Annotated in this window: 16 protein-coding genes; 11 read left to right on the top strand and 5 right to left on the bottom strand. The window is 63.0% G+C overall.

What is annotated here, in order from left to right:
* The first annotated feature begins 37 nt into the window (after window positions 1–37).
* The 4 genes from ANTHELSMS3_RS02355 to ANTHELSMS3_RS02340 are packed head-to-tail and all read left to right on the top strand — an operon-like array spanning window position 38 to window position 4165.
* The gene (locus tag ANTHELSMS3_RS02355; RefSeq protein WP_094033474.1) at window positions 38–931 is read left to right on the top strand and encodes a formate dehydrogenase accessory sulfurtransferase FdhD; all 894 of its coding nucleotides are present in this window, start codon (window positions 38–40) and stop codon (window positions 929–931) included.
* Complete coding sequence (gene mobA / locus ANTHELSMS3_RS02350) at window positions 928–1557, top strand: molybdenum cofactor guanylyltransferase MobA (protein ID WP_094033473.1); 630 nt, start codon at window positions 928–930, stop codon at window positions 1555–1557. The genes ANTHELSMS3_RS02355 and mobA overlap by 4 nt, the downstream gene beginning before the upstream one ends.
* Window positions 1554–2060, top strand: coding sequence for a molybdopterin-guanine dinucleotide biosynthesis protein B (mobB, locus tag ANTHELSMS3_RS02345; protein WP_094033472.1), 507 nt, complete (start codon window positions 1554–1556; stop codon window positions 2058–2060). The genes mobA and mobB overlap by 4 nt, the downstream gene beginning before the upstream one ends.
* Window positions 2057–4165 carry a molybdopterin-binding protein gene (locus ANTHELSMS3_RS02340; protein WP_094033471.1) on the top strand — a complete coding sequence of 703 codons (2109 nt, stop codon included), beginning with the start codon at window positions 2057–2059 and terminating at the stop codon, window positions 4163–4165. The genes mobB and ANTHELSMS3_RS02340 overlap by 4 nt, the downstream gene beginning before the upstream one ends.
* Before the next feature lie 207 nt (window positions 4166–4372).
* Here ANTHELSMS3_RS02340 and ANTHELSMS3_RS02335 read toward each other — a convergent pair whose 3' ends face one another.
* Both ANTHELSMS3_RS02335 and greA read right to left on the bottom strand, forming a co-directional pair.
* On the bottom strand, window positions 4373–5377 hold the full coding sequence (locus tag ANTHELSMS3_RS02335; protein ID WP_094033470.1) for a hypothetical protein: 1005 nt from the start codon (window positions 5375–5377) through the stop codon (window positions 4373–4375).
* Between the two features lie 10 nt (window positions 5378–5387).
* On the bottom strand, window positions 5388–5858 hold the full coding sequence (gene greA / locus ANTHELSMS3_RS02330; protein ID WP_094033469.1) for a transcription elongation factor GreA: 471 nt from the start codon (window positions 5856–5858) through the stop codon (window positions 5388–5390).
* Between the two features lie 175 nt (window positions 5859–6033).
* Here greA and ANTHELSMS3_RS02325 point away from each other — a divergent pair, with 175 nt between their 5' ends.
* The 4 genes from ANTHELSMS3_RS02325 (at window position 6034) to ANTHELSMS3_RS02310 (ending at window position 11571) form a co-directional block, all read left to right on the top strand.
* A complete protein-coding gene (locus tag ANTHELSMS3_RS02325) occupies window positions 6034–7071 on the top strand; it encodes a WD40 repeat domain-containing protein (RefSeq protein WP_094033468.1) in 1038 nt (345 codons plus the stop codon).
* Window positions 7072–7248: 177 nt separating this feature from the next.
* Window positions 7249–8898 carry an electron transfer flavoprotein-ubiquinone oxidoreductase gene (locus ANTHELSMS3_RS02320; protein ID WP_094033467.1) on the top strand — a complete coding sequence of 550 codons (1650 nt, stop codon included), beginning with the start codon at window positions 7249–7251 and terminating at the stop codon, window positions 8896–8898.
* Window positions 8899–9038: 140 nt separating this feature from the next.
* Window positions 9039–10763 (top strand): tetratricopeptide repeat protein, encoded by a 1725-nt coding sequence (locus ANTHELSMS3_RS02315; protein WP_094036877.1) that lies wholly within the window; start codon window positions 9039–9041, stop codon window positions 10761–10763.
* Complete coding sequence (locus ANTHELSMS3_RS02310; protein ID WP_094033466.1) at window positions 10744–11571, top strand: 4-(cytidine 5'-diphospho)-2-C-methyl-D-erythritol kinase; 828 nt, start codon at window positions 10744–10746, stop codon at window positions 11569–11571. The genes ANTHELSMS3_RS02315 and ANTHELSMS3_RS02310 overlap by 20 nt, the downstream gene beginning before the upstream one ends.
* A 146-nt stretch (window positions 11572–11717) precedes the next feature.
* Here ANTHELSMS3_RS02310 and ANTHELSMS3_RS02305 read toward each other — a convergent pair whose 3' ends face one another.
* Window positions 11718–12719 carry a polyprenyl synthetase family protein gene (locus ANTHELSMS3_RS02305; protein WP_094033465.1) on the bottom strand — a complete coding sequence of 334 codons (1002 nt, stop codon included), beginning with the start codon at window positions 12717–12719 and terminating at the stop codon, window positions 11718–11720.
* Between the two features lie 54 nt (window positions 12720–12773).
* Between ANTHELSMS3_RS02305 and ANTHELSMS3_RS02300 the strand changes: the two genes are divergently transcribed.
* From ANTHELSMS3_RS02300 to ANTHELSMS3_RS02290, 3 genes are all read left to right on the top strand, one after another.
* Window positions 12774–12989, top strand: a complete 216-nt coding sequence (locus ANTHELSMS3_RS02300; protein WP_094033464.1) for a putative signal transducing protein — start codon at window positions 12774–12776, stop codon at window positions 12987–12989.
* Window positions 12979–13761, top strand: a complete 783-nt coding sequence (locus ANTHELSMS3_RS02295) for a tRNA1(Val) (adenine(37)-N6)-methyltransferase (protein ID WP_254694825.1) — start codon at window positions 12979–12981, stop codon at window positions 13759–13761. Before ANTHELSMS3_RS02300 ends, ANTHELSMS3_RS02295 begins: the two co-directional genes overlap by 11 nt.
* Before the next feature lie 105 nt (window positions 13762–13866).
* Window positions 13867–14043 carry a YdcH family protein gene (locus ANTHELSMS3_RS02290; protein ID WP_094033462.1) on the top strand — a complete coding sequence of 59 codons (177 nt, stop codon included), beginning with the start codon at window positions 13867–13869 and terminating at the stop codon, window positions 14041–14043.
* A 60-nt stretch (window positions 14044–14103) separates the two neighbouring features.
* Here ANTHELSMS3_RS02290 and gcvA read toward each other — a convergent pair whose 3' ends face one another.
* Window positions 14104–15045 carry a transcriptional regulator GcvA gene (gene gcvA / locus ANTHELSMS3_RS02285; RefSeq protein WP_094033461.1) on the bottom strand — a complete coding sequence of 314 codons (942 nt, stop codon included), beginning with the start codon at window positions 15043–15045 and terminating at the stop codon, window positions 14104–14106.
* Between the two features lie 481 nt (window positions 15046–15526).
* Window positions 15527–16249 carry an acetoacetyl-CoA reductase gene (gene phbB, locus ANTHELSMS3_RS02280; RefSeq protein ID WP_094033460.1) on the bottom strand — a complete coding sequence of 241 codons (723 nt, stop codon included), beginning with the start codon at window positions 16247–16249 and terminating at the stop codon, window positions 15527–15529.
* Window positions 16250–16329: the final 80 nt, after the last annotated feature.

The raw sequence follows: 16329 nt of genomic DNA, 5'->3' as shown, positions 1-16329 counted from the left end.
TCAATTGCCCAATCGCCCTACCCAAGGGAGGCACCAGATGCAATCGCCAGAAACACCCCCCGCCGCCGACTATCTGATTGCCCCCGATCCGGCCGCACCGCGCCTGACCCGCGCGGTCACCGGCACCGACCACACCGGGGCCACGGTCGAGGTGCGGGTTGTTGAGGAACGTCCCCTGACGATCTTCCTCAACCGTCAGGAAATCGTCACCGCCATGACCATCGGCGATTACCCCGAATATCTGGCGATCGGTTTCCTGCGCAATCAGGGCATGCTGGCGGACGGCGAACAGATCACCGGCGTCGATTACGACGAAGAGCTTGAAACTGTCGTGGTCCGCACCGCCTCGCAGACCACCTACGAGGAAAAGATGCAGAAGAAGACGCGCACCTCGGGCTGCGCGGTGGGCACCGTTTTTGGCGACATGATGGAGGGGCTGGAACAGGTCAGCCTGCCCGCGACAGAGGTGCGCACCTCATGGCTGTACGCGCTGGCGCACAAGATCAACCGAACCCCCTCGCTGTACCTAGAGGCCGGGGCCATTCACGGCACCGTCCTGTGTCAGGGCGACCGCCCGCTGGTCTACATGGAGGATGTCGGGCGGCATAACGCGGTCGACAAGATCGCCGGCTGGATGTTCCGCGAGGGCGTGCCCGCACACGACAAAATCCTCTACACCACCGGGCGGCTGACCTCGGAGATGGTGATCAAGACCGCGCTGATGGGCATCCCGGTGCTGGCGTCGCGCTCTGGCTTTACCGCTTGGGGCGTCGAGATTGCGCAACAGGTCGGCCTGACCTGCATCGGGCGGATGCGCGGCAAGCGGTTCACCTGCCTGTCCGGCGCGGACCGCCTTGTGCGCGACATCGACCCTGACAGCGTGGTCGAGGAAGACCGCAAACACCGCCGCAAAAGCGCGGCCACCGAATGAAACAGCCTGTCGGAGTGATCCTCGCGGGCGGTCTGGCCTCGCGTATGGGCGGTGGGGACAAGGCACTGTTGTCGCTGGGCGGTCAGACGCTGCTGACACGCGTGATCGACCGCCTGTCGCCGCAGGTGGCTGCGGTCGCGCTGAATGCCAATGGCGATGCGGCGCGCTTTGCGGACTATGGCCTTCCGGTAGTCCCCGATTCCATCGCCGACTATCCCGGCCCGCTGGCCGGTGTGCTGGCCGGTCTGGACTGGGCGGCAGAGCAGGGGGCCGACACCGTGGTCAGCGTCGCCGCCGACACGCCCTTTTTCCCCTGCGATCTGGGGCCCCGGCTGTTGCTGGCGTCCGAGGGGCAGGAACACCCGCTGGTGCTGGCCGCCACCAAGGGCGACACCCAGACCCGCAGCAAATCCCGCTCTGGCCTGATCCGCCATCCCACCTTTGGCCTTTGGCCGGTGGCCCTGCGCAACGACCTGCGCGCCGCGCTACAGAGCGGCCTGAAAAAGGTCGTGCTCTGGACCGAACAACATGGCGGACGTGAGGCGCTCTTTTCTGCGACTCCGTTTGATCCATTCTTCAACGTGAACACGCCAGAGGATCTGGCACAGGCGGAGGCGCTGATATGAGGCTCTACGGCGTGACGGGCTGGAAAAACGCAGGCAAAACCGGCCTGATGGAGCGACTGGTGACAGAGATCACCAGCCGCGGCCTGACCGTCAGCACCGTCAAACACGCGCATCACAGCTTTGACGTCGATCACCCCGGCAAGGACAGCTATCGTCACCGGCAGGCGGGCGCGTCCGAGGTGGTTCTGGCCTCGCGCAACCGCGTGGCACATATGGTCGAACTGCGCGGCGCAGAGGAACCGACGCTGGACTCGCTACTGGCACGGCTGGCCCCGGTCGATCTGGTGCTGGTGGAGGGCTACAAACGCGACCGCCACCCCAAGGTCGAGGCGCATAGGGCCGAGACCGGCAATACGCTGATTGCGCCGGATGATCCGACCATTCGCGCCGTGGCCTCTGACGTGCCGCTGGATCTGGATCGCCCGGTGTTCGATCTGAACGACACCGTCGCCATCGCCGATTTCATCCTGTCGGAGGTCGGTCTGGCAAAGGCCGCGGAATGAGCCACTTTGACCGCTTTCTCATGGTCGATTGGTCGGGTGGCAATGACTCCGGGGCTCGCCCGCGTAAAGACGCCATCTGGATCGGGGACAGCGGCCCTCACGGCGACGCCGCCCCGCTCTACCAGCGCAACCGCACCGTCGCAGAACAGACGCTGACGTCCCGGATCGAGGCGGCGCTGACGGCGGGGGAACGCCTGTGCATCGGGTTCGACTTTCCCTTTGGCTACCCGACGGGCTTCGCCGCTGCATTGACCGGCCACGTTGATCCCTTTGCGGTCTGGGGCTGGCTGGCCGCGCGGATCACGGATGCGCCTCGGGAGAATAACCGCTTTGACGTGGCCGCCGGGATCAACCAGCACCTGACACAGGGGCGGGGGCCGTTCTGGGGCAACGGCTTGCGGCGCGACATCGCGGGCCTGCCGCGCACCAAGGCGGGCTATCGCAATCCGTTCCCTGCCCGCCGAAAGATCGAAACCCGCGCCAAGGGGGCCTTTACCTGCTGGCAACTGTCGGGCGCGGGCGCGGTCGGATCGCAGGTGCTGATGGGCCTGCCGGTGCTGGAACGATTGCGGCAACGCTTCGCGGACCAGGTGGCTGTCTGGCCGTTTGAACCGCTGGACCGCCCCATCGCCTTTGTCGAAATCTGGCCGTCGCTGATCAATGACGCCGTCAGGGCGGCGACTGGCCCCGATGATATTCGCGACGCCGTGCAGGTGCGGCTGGTCGCGCGTGCGCTGGGCGGGCTTGCGCCCGACCGTCTGACCGCCATGTTACAGGTCGACGCCCCGGAAGAGGGCTGGATACTCGGCCACGGCTTTGAACAGGAATTGCTGCAACATGAGGGCGCCATATCTCTGAAACCACCGCCCCTGAACAACGATTGTTTTGCCCTGCCGCCGGGGGTCAACTGGACCCCGGTGGATGAGGCGCTGGCCCTGCTCCGCGACCGCCTGCACCCGGTCGTGGCGCGCGAAACCGTGCCTCTGATGCAGGCCTCGGGCCGCGTGCTGGCCGAAGACCTGAGCGCGCGGCGCGCCAACCCGCCACTGGCCAATACGGCTGTGGACGGCTATGGCTTTGCCGCCGAAACCATTGCGGGTCAGGATGAAATTGCATTGCCGCTGGTCGCCGGCCGCGCCGCCGCTGGTCTTGCCTATCCCGGCGAGGTTCCCCCCGGCTATGCCATCCGCATGCTGACGGGCGCCACACTGCCGCAGGGCGTCGATACGGTTGTGCTGGATGAGGACTGCGCCACAGACGCGGGACAAGTGGCCTTTCGCGGCCCGGTCAAACCCGGCGCCAACACCCGCCGCGCGGGCGAAGACGTGACCCAAGGCGCGCCGATCCTGCCCCGGGGCCGCGTCCTGACGCCCGCCGACCTCGCGCTGGCCGCCGCCACCGGCCTGTCAGACCTGCCAGTGCACGCACCCTTGCGCGTCGGCGTGCTGTCCACCGGGGATGAGGTCGTGCCCGCAGGCAGCCCCGCCGCCCCGGGACAGATCTTTGACGCCAACCGGCCCATGCTGCTCAGCCTGATCGCGCGGTTCGGCCATGTCCCGGTCGATCTGGGCCACGTCCCCGACAACCGCGCGACCCTGCGCGCGCGACTGGACAGCGCCGATGCCGACGCGATCCTGACCTCCGGTGGGGCCTCGGCAGGGGATGAGGATCACGTTTCGGCCCTTCTGCGCGAAAGCGGCGCGCTGAACGCCTGGCGCATCGCGCTGAAACCGGGCCGCCCGCTGGCGCTGGGCATGTGGCAGGGCAAGCCGGTGTTCGGCCTTCCCGGTAATCCGGTCGCGGCCTTTGTCTGCGCGCTGGTCTTTGCCCGCCCCGCCCTGCGCCTGCTGGCCGGGGCCGATTGGTCCGAGCCCACAGGCTTTGACGTTCCTGCCGCCTTTGCCAAAAGCAAGAAACCGGGCCGCCGTGAATACCTGCGTGCGCGCATCCGCGAAGGCCGCGCCGAGGTGTTCAAATCCGAAGGATCGGGCCGTATTTCTGGCCTCAGCTGGGCAGAGGGACTGGTCGAATTACCCGACGGGGCGGCAGAAATCACTCCCTGCACACCTGTGCGCTATATCCCCTTCGGCAGTTTCGGCATCTGATGACCCGCGAAGAGGGGGCGTCGTGCCGGAGGCATGCTTGCAGCATGACCGCCTCGGCCTGCGGCCTCACCCCTGGGATATTTCGGGACAGAAGAAACACCAGCGCGCCCGAGGCTTCTTCTGTCCGAAAATATCCCGGGGGAAGTCGCGCTCTTGCGCGGCGGGGGCAGCGCCCCCAACCTCGGGCAAGGCCAGGTGCCGCGGCGATCAGTCGAACGTGCCAGCCACACGCCCCAGAAGCATAAACGCGCGGGAGGTGCGTGTCATCGCAAACGCAGAGATATCCTCGTCTGTCGCATTGGGTTCGAACCCGGCAAAGCTGGTGTCGAAGCGGCGCAGAAAGTGGTGCGCCGCATCGCGGAAAATCGGATCTTCGCGCATCCGGCCCGCCGCCAGAGCCAGCGAGGACCGGTCCCGGATCCCGCCCAGTGAGGCGATCGACCGCCCGCGTTCGCCTTTGGCAAAGGCGCGCCAAACCTCGGGTCGGGCCATGTCGGGGCGCAGATCGTCCATATAGATGCCGTCCTGGCTCATCAGGGTCAGGACGTCCTGTGCCGCCTGGATCAGCTTGGCGGTGCCGCGATCCTTGAGCGCGCGGCGCAGCGCGGCAAACCCGTCTTCGTCCTCTGCCGTTTCAGGGAAATGGAGCGCGCGAATATAGTCGCCGTTGGACAATGGCGGTTGCAGTGCCTCGGCGGGTGTGCCCAGCGACAGGGTCGGCTGGTGGTCGCCATCCGGCATGTCGGGCGCGGGCAGGGCCCCCTGTGCGCCCCCCGCCTGCCGGATGCCGCCCAGCATGGCCAGCGTACCCTCAAGGTTTTTCTGCGCGCCCGCGATGTCGTCCAGTCGTTTCAACAGGGCAGGGTGTGGCGGCTGGCCTTTGCCGCTTTGGGCCTGAGCCACATAGGCCTGCCGGATCGCGTCGATGGCCGCCTGCAGCCGCGCGCTTTCGGTGCGCATCACCCTCGCTGCGCGGATCGCCAGCGCCGCCACCCAGATCATCGCCACCGGCATCACGATCACCATGACACCCAGCAGGAACCGCAGCGCGCCGCTTTGGGCCGTCGGGACGCTGAGGAAATACCAACCCGACAGGCACACCCAGACCACGCTGACCACCATGGCGGCGATTTCGATGCCTGTGACCCCTTCGGCCTCGCTGCACGCGTAAAGGCCGGGCAGCGTCGGGCGGGCGTCCTTGGGGTCGCTCATTGGGAAAGCCTTACTTGTAGGCGATGCTCAGGATTTCATACGACTTGGAGCCGCCGGGGGTGTTCACCTCGACGCTGTCGCCTTCGTCCTTGCCGATCAGCGCGCGTGCGATGGGGGATTTGATGTTCAGCAGACCCTTTTCGACGCTGGCTTCATGTTGGCCGACGATCTGCCAGGTCTTTTCCTCATCCGTATCCTCATCGACCAGTGTCACGGTGGCGCCGAACTTGATCGTGCCCGACAGTTTCGTGGGGTCGATCACCTCGGCCAGACTGATAGCGCCTTCAAGTTCCTTGATGCGCCCTTCGATGAATCCCTGCTTTTCGCGCGCCGAATGGTATTCGGCGTTCTCTTTCAGGTCGCCCAGTTCGCGCGCCTCTGCGATCGCCTGAATGATGGCGGGACGCTCAACGGACTTGAGCTGTTTCAATTCGGTCTCAAGCGCGGTGTATCCCGCGCGGGTCATCGGGAACTTGTCCATATTCGGATCGTCTTTGCCTTGTCAGCGAGAGTTGAGGAAGTGTCGTCGCGTGGCTTGTCGATGTAAAGCCAAGCTGAACGTCAGACCAGCGGGAATTTACCGACAGCCCACGACTTTGACATATGAAGGACTGCGGGTACTCTGTCGAACACTTGTATAACAGCAGGATTTTGACATGCGTTCCATTTTTTCATTTGCAGCGGCGCTTGCGCTGGCCGGGTTGTCCGCCGGTGCCGCCCAATCCCAGTCCATCGAGACAATCAGTGTATCGCCTGACGGCAAGACCGTGCTTGTCGGCGGATCTAACCGGACAGTCTATACAATTTCCGCCGACTCGATGGAGGTGACCGGGCGCCAGTATGTGCCTCATCTGGTGCGCCAGATCGTGCATGGCGCCATCGGAGAGTTGGTGTTTTTCCGCGACGATGCGGATGTTGTGACCGCCTACAAGGTCGATGGCATGGCCGAGGCGTGGTCCGTGTCGGACGTCGATGACATGGCCTATGACGCCCAGACTCGGGTGATTGCCGCGCTGGATCAGCATTTCAAGGACGATTCGGTGCGATTGTTGCAGGCTTCCACGGGCGAACAGCTGGCGCGCGTTGCCATGGGCAAGATCAAGGCGAATCTGATCGCCTTGGAACCGGGGGCGGGCAAGGCCCTGATCCTGACCGGCTATACCAAGACCGACGCCGAGCAGAAACAGGATGAGCCTGAGGATCTGACCAAGCTGCAAAAAGCCGATTTCAAGCAAATGACAGATGGCTATGTCAGCAACGTGGTCACGGTTGATTTTGTCTCGGGCAGTTTCGAGATGGCCGAGACACCGTATCGTGTTTCCTACCCCAAGGCCGTGCGGGTGAGCGATGGCAAGATGATGATTTTGCGGACCAATGTGGATTCGATGTTGCTGGGCCCGGATGGCACCGGCGCGTTGATCGATCTCGGAGAGGACTATTTCAATCACGCCGGGATCGACGCGAAGGGTGAAAACTACATCCTCGCCAAAAGTGTCGAATTGCGGTTCATGCCGGTCAGCGGCGAAGGTGCCGAAGGGGTGCTGAAAGGGGATCGCCTGCGGGGTGGTCCGGCGGAATGGATCACCGCTATGACCGAAGCAGCTGACGGCACGCTTTATTTCGGGACCAACGCGTATCGGCTGCTCAGGGTTGGCCCGACGCGCGGCAAGATAGAGATCATGCCGGTGTTTTAAGAGAACAAGGCGCGGGGTGGGGCCCTCGCGCCATTTGCGGGGGGGCAGAGCGCCTTTTCCCGCGTCGGACAGGTCGGAATCCGCCCCCGCGACGCCGTGTCGTGATTGACCCGTGCTGCACTGCCGCGCTACTCAGTCGCGAAACTTTATTTCTTTGCCCCTGTGGGAGGAGCCGGAATGTCCGACGCGCAGCGCGAATCCATGGAATACGACGTCGTCATCGTGGGTGGTGGCCCGGCCGGGCTGTCCGCCGCGATCCGGCTGAAACAGCTTGATGCTGACCTGAACGTTGTTTTGCTGGAAAAAGGTTCTGAGGTCGGGGCGCATATCCTGTCCGGCGCGGTGCTGGACCCTTGCGGTCTGGACGCGCTGATCCCCGACTGGAAAGATCTCGGCGCGCCGCTTAATACCCCGGTGACAGAGGACAATTTCTATATGCTGGGCGAGGCGGGTCAGTTGCGGATCCCCAACTGGCCGATGCCGCCACTGATGAACAACCACGGCAACTACATCGTCTCCATGGGCAACGTCTGCCGCTGGATGGCCGAACACGCCGAGGCGCTGGGGGTCGAGATCTTCCCCGGCATGGCCTGTTCCGAAATGGTCTACGGCGACAATGGCGAAGTGCGCGGCGTTGTTGCCGGTGAGTTCGGCAAGAACCCCGACGGCACCCCCGGACCCTCCTATGAGCCGGGCATGGAACTGCTGGGCAAATATGTCTTCCTCGCCGAGGGCGTGCGCGGGTCGCTGTCCAAGGAAGTCATCGCGAAATACGACCTCTCGAAAGACAAGGAGCCGCAGAAATTCGGCCTTGGCATGAAAGAGATCTGGGAAATCGACCCGGCCAAGCACAAAGAGGGCAGCGTCACCCACACCATGGGCTGGCCCCTTGGCGGCAACGCGGGTGGTGGGTCGTTCATCTATCACCTTGAGAACAATCAGGTTTACGTCGGCTTTGTCGTCCACCTGAACTATCAGAACCCGCATCTGTACCCCTACATGGAATTCCAGCGGTTCAAACATCACCCGATGGTGGCAGAGCTGCTCAAGGGCGGAAAACGCGTCGCCTACGGTGCCCGCGCCATCAGCGAGGGCGGCTATCAGTCGATGCCCAAGATGGTCGCCCCCGGCGTCGCCCTGCTGGGCTGTTCGGTGGGCATGGTCAACGTCCCGCGCATCAAGGGCAACCACAACGCCATGCTGTCCGGCAAGGCCGCGGCAGAGGCCGCCTTTGCCGCAATCAAGGACGGCCGCGCCTCGGACGAACTGCCCGATTATGAGGCAGAGGTGCGCGAGGGCGCCGTCGGCAAGGATCTGCACAAGGTCCGCAACGTCAAACCGCTGTGGTCGAAATACGGTCTCACCGCCAGCCTTGCCTTGGGCGGCATGGACATGTGGACCAACTCGCTGCTGGGTCTGTCGCTGTTCGGCACCGTCAAACATGGCAAGACCGACGCCGAGGCCACCGGCATCGCGCAAAAGTTTGAGCCGATCGACTACCCCAAGCCCGACGGCAAGCTCAGCTTTGACCGGCTGACCAACGTCGCGTTCAGCTTTACCAACCATGAGGAAAGCCAGCCCGCGCATCTGCAGCTGAAAGATCCGCATGTGCCGACCGCGATCAACCTGCCGAAATACAACGAACCGGCGCAGCGCTATTGCCCGGCGGGCGTCTACGAGGTGGTCGAGGATGACAACGGGCCAAAGTTCGTCATCAACTTTCAGAACTGCGTCCACTGCAAGACCTGCGACATCAAAGATCCCAGCCAGAACATCAACTGGACGGTTCCGCAGGGCGGCGACGGGCCGAATTATCCCAACATGTGAACGCATCCGCCCGGCGCCCAAGCGTCGGGCACCTTCACAATGAGGTGATGCCCTGTCGGCATCTGCGCGCTTGTCGTGATTGCCATGCCTGTTCATGCGTTCTACGCTCTTCGCAAATCGCGATTGAGGAGATCGGCACTTTGACAGCTTGGACACAGACGGTGCGCGCAGGCCTGCTGGCAGCGGCGTTTACCCTGCCGACCCTGGTATCGGCCAACGGCTTTGCGGGCGACTACCTCGCCGCGCGTCAGGCCAGCTTTCTGGGCGATTACGAGTCCGCCGCCCATTTCTATGGCAAGGCGCTGGCCCGCGATCCGGGCCGCCCCGAACTGCTGGAACGTGCGGTCCTGTCCAATATCTCACTGGGTGAGGTGGACCGGGCATCGACCTACGCCGACCGACTTGCGCAAGAGGGCTTTGCCAGTCAGATCGCCCAGATGGCGATTGTGGCACGGGACGCCCGAGGCGAGGCGTTCGCCCCCGTCCTCACGGCCATTGACGAAAAGCGCGGGCTGGGTCCGCTGGCCGACGGTCTGATAAAGGCATGGGCACAACTGGGGCAGGGCGACATGACCACCGCCCTTGCCACCTTTGATGAGGTGGCGGGCATTCAGGGCCTTGGCCCCTTTGCCGCCTACCACAAGGCGTTCGCGCTCGCCTCTGTCGGTGACTACCAAACCGCCGATGACCTGCTGTCCAGCAAGCTGGGGGCCGGTATGGGGGCCACCCGTCGCGGTATCATGGCCCGCGCTGAAATCCTCAGCCAGCTTGACCGCAACGGCGATGCAATCGACCTGCTGACCACGGCCTTTGGCAATGATCTTGATCCGGGGCTGGAAAACCTGCGCACCCGTCTACAAGGCAATGAAACCGTGCCGTTCACGCATGTCACGTCGCCGCGCGATGGCATTGCAGAGGTGTTCTATACCCTCGCCGGGGCGCTGGCGGCTGAGGACAATCAGGATCTGACGCTGCTCTATGCCCGTCTGGCCGAATACCTGCGCGCGGACCACATCGACGCCATTCTACTGTCGGCAGAGGTGCTGACGCAGGTTGGTCAGTACGAACTGGCCGTCGAAACCTATGCACGCGTGCCGACCGATCATCCGGCCTTTCACGCGGCAGAACTGGGCCGGGCAGAGGCGCTGCGCTCGGACGAGCGTATGGAAGAGGCGATTGCCGTCCTCGAAGGGCTGACAGAAACCCATGGCAACATGTCTGTCGTTTACACCACGCTGGGCGATTTCCTGCGACAGGAAGAACGGTTTGCCGATGCGATAGAGGCATATACAACCGCGCTCTCCAAGGTCGGTGAAATCACCGATCGGCAATGGTTCGTGTTCTACGCCCGTGCCATTTCCAACGAACGCGAAGGTCTGTGGGAGGCCGCAGAGGCGGATTTCCGCAAAGCACTGGACCTGAACCCGGACCAGCCGCAGGTGCTGAACTATCTTGGCTATTCGCTGGTGGAAAAGCAGGTCAAGCTGGATGAGGCGCTGGCGATGATCGAACGCGCCGTCAAGGCGCGGCCAAACGCCGGGTACATCGTCGACAGCCTTGGCTGGGTGCTCTACCGCCTTGGCCGCTACGAAGAGGCGGTGCCGCACATGGAACACGCCGCCGAACTGATGCCCATCGACCCGATCGTCAATGATCACCTTGGCGATGTCTATTGGGCCGTCGGGCGCGAACGTGAGGCCGAATTCATGTGGAAGCGCGCGCTGTCCTTCGTCGACTGGGAGGACGCCGCCGAAGAGGCCGACCCGGTGCGGATCAAACGTAAGCTGGAGGTCGGGCTGGACGTGGTTCTGGCCGAAGAAGGCGCACCGCCCTTGCAGGTAGCGGATGACCTCGGCAGCGAGTGAGGTTTTCGCCCCGGCCAAGATCAATCTGACCCTGCATGTCACCGGACGGCGGGCTGATGGCTATCACTTGCTCGACAGTCTGGTGATGTTCGCCGACGTGGGCGACCGGGTGACGGTGGCCCGCGCAGATCACATGTCGCTGACCGTCACCGGCCCGATGGCCGCCGGGGTGCCAACGGATGCGCGCAACCTGTGCTGGCGCGCGGCAGAGGCATTTGGTCAGCCGGTGGCGATCACCTTGGACAAACACCTGCCCGCAGCGGCGGGGATCGGGGGCGGCTCCTCCGATGCGGCGGCGGTGCTGCGCGCGATGGAGCAGTTGTTTGGCCGTCCGTTTGGAGGCGATCCGCTTTCACTGGGTGCGGATGTGCCGGTCTGCATGGTGGCCCACGCCGCCCGGATGCAGAGCATCGGAGAGATCGTGACGCCGCTGGACCTGCCGCCGCTACGGGCCGTGCTGGTCAATCCACGGGTCGAGGTCGCGACCCCTGCGGTATTCAAGGCGCTTGCCCGGCGCGACAACGCGCCGATGATGCCTCTGCCGGACAGCAGGCAAGCGGATGCTGTGTTTGGGTGGTTGGCGGATCAGCGCAACGATCTGCAGCCCCCGGCCGAAGGTCTGTGTCCTGAGATTTCGCAGGTGTTGGGCGCATTGTCTTCTCTGGACGGGGTTCGGCTTGCGCGCATGTCCGGCTCTGGTGCCACCTGCTTTGCGTTGTTCGACTCCGACACGCCGACAGAGGCAATGGCCCGCGACCTTCAAGCCGCCTTCCCGCAGTGGTGGGTGGCTGCGACCATACTGACGTAAATTGGCACCGTAGGCCGGGCTTAAGCCCGGCTTACCACTGTACGGACAGACCAGTCATTTCCTAACCAAAGGTAAAATCGTCTCTGTAAGTCATTGATTTTGATTGACCGCAGGGCTGTCCACGCGTGGACAGCCCATTTTTTCGGTCAACTCACACGGCTCACCACATAGTCATTGAGATCGATCAAAAGGTCGCGCAGCTCTGATTGCGGCAGGCTTTCCATTGCCGCCTTCGCCTTGCCCGCCCAAGCCAATGCCTCCTGCCGCGTCGCCTCCAACGCGCCATGCTGATTGAGCAAGGCAATGGCATGCTCAAGGTCGCCCTCGCGCTGGTCGCCCTTCTCGATGACCCGCTTCCAAAAGGCGCGCTCTTCGTCGTCTGAGGCGGCAGCAAAGGCCTTGATCAGAGGCAGCGTCAGCTTTCGCTCGCGGAAATCATCGCCCACATTTTTGCCCGTCGCGTCTGACCCCCAATAATCCAGCAGGTCGTCCACAATCTGAAAGGCAATCCCCAGCGCGTCGCCGTAATCAAACAGCGCCTGCACCTCTTCCTCGGGCTGGCCCGCAATCACGCCGCCCACCTCGGTCGCGGCCGAAAACAGCGCCGCCGTCTTGCCCCGCACCACCTGAAGATAGATCGCCTCTGTCGTGGTCAGATCCTGAGCGGCGGTCAGCTGCAGCACCTCCCCCTCAGCGATGGTCGCCGCTGCGTCGCTAAGAATGCCCAGAACCCGCAGGTTGCCCGTCTCTGTCATCAACTGGAACGACCGCGCGAACAGGTAGTCGCCCACCAATACGCTGGACTTATTGTCCCACAGCAGGTTCGCCGTGGGCCGCCCGCGCCGCTTCTTGCTTTCGTCCACCACATCGTCATGCAGCAGCGTCGCGGTGTGAATGAACTCCACCGTTGCGGCCAAATGGATATGATACGGTCCCTCGTAGCCGCACATCCGTGCCGTCGCCAAGGTCAACAGCGGGCGCAACCGTTTGCCGCCCGCCTCGACCAGATGCGCGGTCACTTCTGGAATGCGCGGTGCGTGCTCTGATGCCATCCTTTGGCGGATCAGCGCATTCACAAGATCAAGATCGCCGGCCAACAGCGCGGCGAGACGTTCATGCGGCTTTTGCGTGCCTTCGTCCAAGCTCATCAAACTCCCGTGCAAGGCTCGACAAATGCGGTGCCTTGTCCTTACATCGCCCTCATGGAAGAGCTTTTGCGCACAAACGACATCACGTTGATCCCGCTGGTCACAACCCTCCTGAACGGGGAGGGTATAGACAGCTTTGAATTGGACGTAAACATGAGCGTCCTCGAAGGGTCCATAGGCATTCTGCCGCGCCGCCTGATGGTGCGCGCCGACCAGATTGATCAGGCCCGTCGTGTTTTGCGAGAGGCCGGGGTGCAGTTTGAGGGCTGAAACCTTCCTCCCCGACGCGTTGACAGAGGACGCGATGCTGGGGGGGCAAGTGCGCCTGCTGCAGCCGTTGGAAGGTTACCGCGCCGGAACCGATCCAGTTCTGCTTGCCGCCGCCGTATCGGCGCTGCCGGGGCAAAGCGTGCTGGAACTGGGCTGCGGGGCTGCGCCGGGTCTATGTTGTCTGGGTGTGCGTGTGCCCGGCCTGCGATTGTCCGGACTGGAATTGCAGCCGGGCTATGCCGATCTGGCCCGGCGGAACCTTGCGCGCAACGGATTGGAGGGCACGATCTGGACCGGCAACCTGGCCAGCCCGCCGCCGGACATGAAAGTGCAAAGCTTTGACCACGTTTTTGCCAATCCTCCCTACTTTGAGGCAGGCAAGCGTATTGTTGCCGACGGCAGCGATCGTGAGATCGCGCTGGCAGGGGCCACGCCGCTTGCGGATTGGGTGTCCTGCGCCGCCAAACGGCTGAAGCCGCGTGGCTACGCCACATTTATTCAGCGCGCCGAACGTCTGCCGGATCTGCTGTCTGCCATGTCGGGCCGCCTTGGGGCCTTGGAATTGTTGCCTTTATTGCCTCGTGAGGGCCGTCCACCGCGCCTGATCCTTGTCCGGGGTCGTAAAGATGGGCGCGCGGCCTTTCGGTTTCACGCGGGCCTGGTGATTCACCGCGGCTCGCACCACGAAGAGCCGGGCAGCCAATATACCGACCGCTTTGCGCAAGTCATGATGCGCGGTGCGGCGCTGGAATTTCCGGCAGGACGGGCCTGACACCAATCTCCGTTACACTTTTGTGAATTCATGCTGCGCTCGCAGCGTGACTTGAACGAAAATCTGTGATGCACTGAAGATCCAACCGTTCAAAAGGAGGATCCCATGAGCTTGAGTTCGCACTTGCAGGAACTGAAGAAGAAGCATGTTGCCCTTTCGGAGGCCGTCGAAAAAGCACAACGCGCCCCGGGAACTGATGACCTGCACATCGCGGACCTGAAAAAACAAAAGCTGAGGCTCAAGGAAGAAATCACTCGGCTTGCACCCGAAGCGGTGATGTAACCACGCATTTCGGGACCTGCCCTGGCGCTGTGGAACGCATGACGTTCCGTAGATACGGGATCAGGGCAGGTTCTCGACCGAGATCAGCGTCTTGCCCTCCAGGCCCGTGGGCAATCCCCTGACCTCAGAAAACAACCACTCGCGGAACGCTGCGATCTGCGGACGCGTCTCTGTGCCTTTGGCGCAAAGAAAACGGAAGTGCGCCGCCGTGGTCAGGGCGATGTCGAATGGTGCAATCAATTGTCCCGAAGCAAGGTATTGCTGCGCCAGCGAGGTGCGTGCCAATACGACACCGATACCAGCAAGGCTGGCATCCAGCGCGTGGTCGGCCTGTGAAAAGCGGGCCGTTGGCGTGGGCGCGTGGTCGATCCCAACGGTGCGAAACCACTCCACCCAGCCTGCGGGTGGGTCCAGAAAATCCAGTGAGGCATCGTGCAGCAGCGGCGCGTCCAGAAGGCTGTGCGGGGTCGGATACCGCGCCACGAGGTCGGGCCGCATCATTGGCGTGATGCCCTCATCCACCAGATGCGTGCTGACCAGCCCCTCATCGGTGCCATAGCCATATCGAATCGCAACGTCGACTTCGTCGCGGTCAAAATCCATCATCCGCAGCCCGGCCACAAATCGCAATTCGATCTCTGGGTGTGCACGGGCAAACCCGTACAAGCGCGGGGCAAGGCATTTGGCGGTAAAGGCTGGCCCTGCCGTCACGGTCAACAGTCGCGTGTCCTGCAATCGCCGGGTCGCCCGCCAAGCCGCTGCGAGTTGTTCAAAACCCTGTGTGGTGCCGGGGGCAAGGATACGTCCGGACTCTGTCAGATCCACGGCGCGGTTCAGGCGGTGAAAGAGCGGCGTGCCAAGGTGGTCTTCAAGATTCTTGATCTGAAACGACAGGGCCGCCGGGGTCACGTTCAGCTCTGACGCGGCTTTGGCAAAGGACAGATGGCGCGCTGCGGCCTCAAAGGCGCGAAGGGCGGTCAACGGGGGCAGGCGATCCGGCATTCTCAGACAAGTATACCTTAACCGATAGGTTGGGAAGTCTCGTTTGTTGTGCGCCATTGGTGCAGCTATCTTGGTGATCATCAAGTAGCGCTTACCCAAGGAAGCCCGCCATGTTTGAATCCGCCACAGACAGCCGTCATCACGACGCCATTCGTGCGGCTCATGCCGCGCGTGGGGCACTGGTTGCAGGGCTCTGGAATGCTGTTTTCGCGCGGCGTCGTTGACCGCAGGCCGTCACTCCCTGACCCGCCGGTCTGACCGCGTAAAGAAACGTCTCCGTACCGTCAGGTTCCGGGGACGTTTTTTTTGTTTCGTGGGGGGCAGGTTCATGGAACGCGGTGAGTGCGAAACATGTCCGGGGCGAGCGTGGTTAGGCAGATCTAAGGCGGACCTACGGCAGTACCGCCGAAATAGAAAGGAACGCAGTCCGTCAGGGCCATGCGTTCCTTTCACGGTCATTTACAGTTCGACAGGGGCAGTCTTAAACGAAGAACTGCGCCCCGTTGGCCGAAATGGTCGAACCATTGATAAAGCCCGCGTCGTCGGAGGCAAGGAATGCCACGCAGCGCGCTATTTCCGAAGGTTCGCCCAGACGCCCTGCCGGAATGCCAGCAACGATGGAATCGCGCACCTTTTCAGGGATAGCCATGACCATCTCAGTGGCGATATAGCCCGGGCAGATCGCGTTTGCGGTGATCCCGGCGCGCGCGCCTTCCTGGGCCAGCGACTTGACGATGCCAAGGTCGCCCGCCTTGGTGGCGGCATAGTTCACCTGAGCGAACTGGCCTTTCTGGCCGTTGATCGACGAGATCACGATGATGCGGCCGAACTTGCGCTCACGCATGCCGGGCCAGACCGGGTGAACGGTGTTGAAGACGCCGGTCAGGTTGGTGTCGATGACTTCTTTCCACTGTTCCGGGGTCATCTTGTGGAACGGAGCGTCGCGGGTGATGCCGGCGTTGGCAACAACCACGTCGATCGGGCCAAGATCAGCCTCAACCTGAGCGATGCCAGCCTTGGACGCGTCATAGTCGGCGACGTTCCATTTATAGGTCTTGATGCCGGTGGCCTCGGTGAAGGCCGCGGCCTTTTCATCGTTGCCGGCATAGGTCGCGGCGACCTCATAGCCTTCGGCCTTGAGTTTTTTTGAGATGGCTTCGCCGATGCCTCGGCTGCCGCCGGTGACGAGTGCTACACGTGCCATGGGGGTCCTCCAGTTAATTGTCAGGTCTTGGTAACTTTGTTACCCGCTCAAAATTGGTTGAGCAACAATATTGCTCAAAA

The sequence above is a fragment of the Antarctobacter heliothermus genome, from assembly GCF_002237555.1.
Lineage (GTDB): Bacteria > Pseudomonadota > Alphaproteobacteria > Rhodobacterales > Rhodobacteraceae > Antarctobacter > Antarctobacter heliothermus_B.
Note: the sequence above shows the minus strand (reverse complement) of the source record. Positions and strands in the feature narration are given on the sequence as shown.